This window comes from Streptomyces sp. NPDC001270 (assembly GCF_042896695.1).
Taxonomy (GTDB): domain Bacteria; phylum Actinomycetota; class Actinomycetes; order Streptomycetales; family Streptomycetaceae; genus Streptomyces.
The window spans coordinates 1-4,906 of sequence record NZ_JBIAXM010000089.1; the positions used below are offsets into that span (position 1 = coordinate 1).

The window sequence follows — 4,906 nt, forward strand, 5'->3', positions numbered from 1 at the left end:
GACGGGCCTCGTCCATCTCCTCAGGTGTCACACCCGATACAAGATCACACGCTACCGATCACACGGAAATTGAGCTACCTAACGAAGCCCTACTACAACCTCGACGAGAACCTCGGCACGCGTATCAGCGAGGACGTCGTGACCGGTAGCTGGAACGTCGCGATCCGCAGCGCTCCGGTGGCCGCGTACGCCGTGGTGCCGGCATGGATCGAGGACTTCCGCGCCGACGTCGAGGCGGTCCGCGCGAGCGGCAGGCCCGCACTGATCCTGCACGGTACGAAGGACAACATCCTCCCGATCGACGCCACCGGGCGCCGCTTCCACAAGGCACTCCCCGAGGCCGACTACGTCGAGGTCGAAGGAGCGCCGCACGGCCTGCTCTGGACCCACGCCGACGAGGTCAACACCGCGCTCCGCGACTTCCTCGCGAAGTGACGGTGGATGACTTGCGCTTCCCCTGACGGCTTCTCACGACGCGGAACCGCGTCATCGCCGTCGACGAGGGGCGTATGTGACGCCGAACTGATGCTGAGGCGCAACATACGCCCCTCGGGGTCCGTCAACGCAACGGATGCCTGATCTTCGACCGTCACGGCACCCACGGCGCCGACGTGGTGGTGCTCGGTGGCTGCTTCCATGTGCCCTGTCTGTGGGCATCCCCGCGACCGAGAAGGTGGTCGGCATGCCTGTCGTCAGCGTCACTCAAAGGTGGACGCATCAACTATATTGAAGTTGTCGATGGTCATGTGGGACAGGTGTGCAGCCTGAGAAGAGAGGTCCGGCGATGCGGAATCTGACTGTGGCTCAGCAGATGGTGGACATTCTGTGCCAGGCGGGCGTGGAGCGGATCTATGGCGTGGTGGGTGACAGTCTGAACTCGGTGGTCGACGCGGTACGCCGTACCGATGGCATCGAGTGGGTGCATGTTCGGAACGAGGAGGCCGCCGCGTTTGCTGCGGCGGCGGAGGCACAGCTGACCGGCAGGCTCGCGGTGTGTGCCGGAAGCTGTGGCCCCGGTAACACACATCTGGTCCAGGGGCTGTACGACGCGCACCGCTCCGGTGCGCCCGTGCTGGCGCTCGCCTCGCACATCCCGGCCCACCAGATCGGCACCGGCTTCTTCCAGGAGACCCATCCGGAACGGCTGTTCACCGAGTGCAGTGACTACTGCGAGATGATCAGTACCCCTGGGCAGATGCCCCGGGTTCTGCGGATCGCCATGCAGCGGGCTCTTGGCAGCAGCGCGGTGTCGGTCCTGGTGATACCTGGCGATGTCGCGCACGACGAGGCGGCTCATCCCACGGGAAGCAGCGATCTGGTCACTGAGCGCGGCCGGGTCGTCGCGCCGGACACCCAGGTTCGGGCGCTGGCCGAGAAGCTGAACGCGGCACGGAAGGTGATGCTGTTCTGCGGTGCGGGAGTGCGGGACGCGCATACCGAGGTCATGGCACTCGCCGAGAAGGCTGCCGCCCCCGTGGGTCACTCCCTGCGGGGCAAGGAGTGGATCCAGTTCGACAACCCGTACGACGTGGGCATGAGCGGTCTGCTGGGCTACGGCGCCTGTTTCGACGCGATGCACGAGGCCGACCTGGTCGTCCTGCTCGGCACCGACTTCCCGTACAACGATTTCCTGCCGCAGGCACGGACCGTGCAGATCGACCACGATGCCGGGCGCCTCGGCCGCCGCACTGTGCTGGAACTCGGGGTCCACGGCGATGTCCGGGAGACGCTGCGGGCTGTGCTGCCGTTGGTCGGGGCGAAGCGGGACCGTACCTATCTGGACCGGATGCTGCGCAAGCATGCCAAGTCGCTGGAGACGGTGGTCTCCGCCTACACCCACGACGTCGGGCGGCACACCCCGATCCACCCTGAGTACGCGGCCTCGGTTCTGGACGATCTCGCCGCCGACGACGCGGTGTTCACCGTGGACACCGGCATGTCCAATGTGTGGGCGGCGCGTTATCTGACTCCCAATGGGCGGCGCCGGGTGATCGGTTCGTTCCTGCACGGCACGATGGCCAACGCACTGCCGCACGCCATCGGCGCGCAGTTCGCTTACGCCGGCCGTCAGGTGATCTCGATGTCGGGTGACGGTGGACTGGGCATGCTCATGGGCGAGTTGCTCACAGTGAAGCTGCACGATCTGCCGGTGAAGACGATCGTCTTCAACAACTCCTCCCTGGGCATGGTGAAGTTGGAGATGCTGGTCGAGGGGCTGCCTGAGCACGAGACCGACCACGAGCCGGTGGACTACGCGGCGATCGCCCGCAGCGCGGGCATCGAGGCGATCCGCATCGAGCGTCCCGGGGATGTCGTCGAGGGGCTCAAGCGGGCGCTGGCCCATGACGGACCGTTCCTGGTCGACCTGGTGACCGACCCCAACGCGCTGTCGATCCCGCCGCACATCTCGGCCGCCCAGGTCAAGGGATTCACCTTCGCCGCGGGCCGGACAGTGCTCGACGGGGGCGTCGGCAAGATGCTCGACCTGGCCCGCGCCAACCTGCGAAACATTCCCCGACCCTGAGACAGTCACCGTCCTCATCGAGGTCCGGTTTCACGACCCCAGCGACGACCTGACCAGCCCCGGCGTAAACCACTGCCCCCAGACCTCCGTCGGCCACCGGGCTCCTCACGAACCCAGCACCGAGACAACCCCGGCACCGACTCGTCGGTGACATACGGGCCCCCCGCCGTCCGATGCAGACGTGCTCCCAGGTGGGAAAGACGCCAGTGGTCACCTGCTCTCGCAACGATGACGCCGGACGCATCAGCACTGAGCGACCCGACCAGAAAACCGTCGTCACACCTGACGGGACCTCATATCGACGGCCCGACGCCTGCACGCCCCCGATCACCCCCTGCGCGGGGTCCACGGAAGGGAATCACCACCCATGAGCGAGGAAACGCCGGCTCCTGACCTCGGTCACGGTCCGATCCGGAGAATCGTCGATCGTCTGAGCGCACATCATGAACGGGCGAAGCAGCAGCATCAGGAAGCGGACATAGCCGATTCGATCGCCAGTGCCGCTTTCGACCTGGGGGCCGACATCGGACGCCCAGTCGCTCTTCCGCACGAGCTCGTCGGCTTCGACGCTGAAAGTGATCTCGGGATCGTCAAGCAACCACCGGCGTGGCGCGCATAGGAAGGCGGCGCAGGGCACTGGACCAGCAAGGGGTCTGCCGGCACTGGGACCCTGGGGGCCCAGCGTCAGTGCACCGGCACGGCGCCACGCCGTAGGGCTCGGGAAGGACACCGCCGCAGATCTCCCGAGCACCGATCGGTACCGCAATCACAGCATCCTCCCTTCAGCGCCGACCGGTGCTGAAGGGAGGATGCTGTGATGCGGACTCAACTGGCTGGATCACGAACTACCCGCCGGAGTATGGACGACAGCCAGTACCGGGTCAGCGCCGGGGCAGAGGCGATGTCATGACTCGTTACCGGTGGGCGTGTTCAGGAGCTGCATCTCCCAGGCGAAGGCCACACCGCTGGCACCGCCGTGCTGCGCCTGGACCTCGGCGGCGCCCGGCACGGTCTTCTCGCGGGCCCAGTCGCGCTGCCACTCGCCCAGCACGGCCATCCAGGTGATCGGGGTGATGCCCGCCTGGATCATGCGCTGCACCGCCATGTCGTGGGCTTCCTTCGAGACACCGCCCGACGCGTCGGTGACGACGTAGACCTCGAAGCCCTCGCCCGCCGCCTGTATCGCCGGCATGGCCACACAGATCTCCGTCCAGAGCCCGGCGATGATCAGCTTCTTGCGTCCCGTCGCCTTGACGGCGTTCACGACACGCTCGTCCTGCCAGGTGTTGATGAAGGTCCTGTTGATCGGCTTCTGCTCCGGGAACACATCCTGCAGCCCCTGGACAAGGAGGCCACCTCGCTCCTCCAAGACGGTGGTCAGAATGGTCGGAACGCCGAACACTTTGGCGGCCTTGGCGAGCCCGACGGCATTGTTGATGACCATCGTCGGTTCGTGGCTGTGCAGGTTGGCGACCTGGAACGGCTGGTGGTCGATGAGGGCGAGCACGCTCTCCTCGGGCGTCAGCAGCGCGCCGAGTCCGGCCTTGTTCTCAGTACCCACGAGATTCCCCTTCTGGAACTTTGCGTCCGCGGATCTCCGGCAGTGCACCGACCGCTCGGTACCCCGAAGTGAGCAGATTCGGGTTGGCCTGGCCGGCGACCTCACACCATTTGGTTGACGCATCATCGACACTAGATGTCGGTCAGTGATGCGTCAACTAACGATGTTCTTGGGTGACCAGGCGAACTGGTCAGACGTGGCCACACGCAACTGGGGGGAAACGCTTACGCGTTGGTGCGTGACAGCGGGTCAGGTGTCGGTGCTGGTGGATGACCTGATTCGTTTGAGGCGATCAAAGTCCGGCCGCCGGGCGGCTGTCGGCAGCCTGGTCGCCAGGCTCGCCGAATCGTCTCCTTGCTACGGGATCAGTCCGTCGCAGTCCGTCCAGAAGTCGAGGGCGTCCGACCGCGGCCGGGGTGCCGGCGCGCTGCCTTCACCAAACTCCATGACCTGCTCGGGTGCTTGCTCCACCGTGGGCCAGACCGGCAGGCCCGATCCGTTCGGGTTGCCCGTACGCACGAAGACGATTACTTTACATGTCAACCACTGAAGAGCACGCACTGAAGCATCGGAGGATCTCGTACGCCGCGCCGACCCGGCCCATCGAGCCTCGCGGTCTCAGAAGAGGCGACTGTTGCTCATGCGCCTTCCGTCCGCGTCAGCTGACGACGCCGTGCTCCCACGCCCACGCGGCGATCTCCACACGGTTGCGGGCCCGCAGTTTGTCCCCCTCTCTGTCAAAGTAGGTCGAGTCAGGCATACTGGATGATTCATTGAGTCGAGGGCGGAGAAGGAGTAGTGCCCGGGTGGCCAGCACGAAT

4 protein-coding genes and 1 pseudogene are annotated in these 4,906 nt (G+C 65.7%); 3 read left to right on the plus strand and 2 right to left on the minus strand.

Going from position 1 to position 4,906, the window contains the following annotated elements; genetic code table 11:
• Positions 1-90 precede the first annotated feature (90 nt).
• From ACFY2B_RS46000 to ACFY2B_RS46010, 3 genes and pseudogenes are all read left to right on the plus strand, one after another.
• A pseudogene (locus ACFY2B_RS46000) lies at positions 91-435 on the plus strand (alpha/beta fold hydrolase); the annotation flags it as partial.
• Positions 436-784: 349 nt separating this feature from the next.
• Positions 785-2,524 (plus strand): pyruvate dehydrogenase, encoded by a 1,740-nt coding sequence (locus tag ACFY2B_RS46005; RefSeq protein WP_390769022.1) that lies wholly within the window; start codon positions 785-787, stop codon positions 2,522-2,524.
• 367 nt (positions 2,525-2,891) lie between these two features.
• Positions 2,892-3,143 (plus strand): hypothetical protein, encoded by a 252-nt coding sequence (locus ACFY2B_RS46010; protein ID WP_390769023.1) that lies wholly within the window; start codon positions 2,892-2,894, stop codon positions 3,141-3,143.
• A 285-nt stretch (positions 3,144-3,428) separates the two neighbouring features.
• On the opposite strand, the gene ACFY2B_RS46015 is transcribed toward ACFY2B_RS46010, so the two are convergent.
• Together ACFY2B_RS46015 and ACFY2B_RS46020 are read right to left on the minus strand one after the other, a co-directional pair.
• Positions 3,429-4,085 (minus strand): hydrolase, encoded by a 657-nt coding sequence (locus ACFY2B_RS46015; protein ID WP_390769024.1) that lies wholly within the window; start codon positions 4,083-4,085, stop codon positions 3,429-3,431.
• A 357-nt stretch (positions 4,086-4,442) separates the two neighbouring features.
• Entirely contained in the window at positions 4,443-4,628 is a 186-nt protein-coding gene (locus ACFY2B_RS46020; protein ID WP_390769025.1) for a hypothetical protein, read from the minus strand.
• Between the last annotated feature and the right edge of the window lie 278 nt (positions 4,629-4,906).

Excerpts from the sequence above, each read along its gene's own strand:
- ACFY2B_RS46005 (WP_390769022.1), top strand. The coding sequence starts at position 785 with ATGCGGAATCTGACTGTGGCTCAGCAGATGGTGGACATTCTGTGCCAG.
- ACFY2B_RS46010 (WP_390769023.1), top strand. The coding sequence starts at position 2,892 with ATGAGCGAGGAAACGCCGGCTCCTGACCTCGGTCACGGTCCGATCCGG.